This window comes from Pseudoalteromonas aliena, assembly GCF_038155085.1.
In the GTDB taxonomy this organism is placed as follows: Bacteria; Pseudomonadota; Gammaproteobacteria; order Enterobacterales; family Alteromonadaceae; genus Pseudoalteromonas; species Pseudoalteromonas aliena_A.
Genome location: NZ_JBAKAU010000128.1, coordinates 1 through 228 on the forward strand (window position 1 = coordinate 1; position 228 = coordinate 228).

The following is a 228-nucleotide window of genomic DNA, read 5'->3' on the forward strand; positions in this document are numbered from 1 at the left end:
GCTGCACTACCCTAGCATGGGCAATGTGACCAGAGATGTAATAAATGGCTTTCAAATTGCCTACACATTTTACTTATCTGCTTTGCTTTACCAAAGTGCTAAACAATACAACGACGCCTATATTGATTATAAAAAAGCACTGGCTATACACCCTAACAATATTTATTTACAGCAAGATGTAATGCGCCTTGCTAAAAAACACGGGTTTGACGAAGCCCTAAGTGAATT

General features: G+C 38.2%; 1 pseudogene. It reads left to right on the forward strand.

The annotated features are described in order from the left end of the window. Positions 1 to 228 (forward strand): annotated as a pseudogene (locus V6260_RS18795) (COG3014 family protein); the annotation flags it as partial.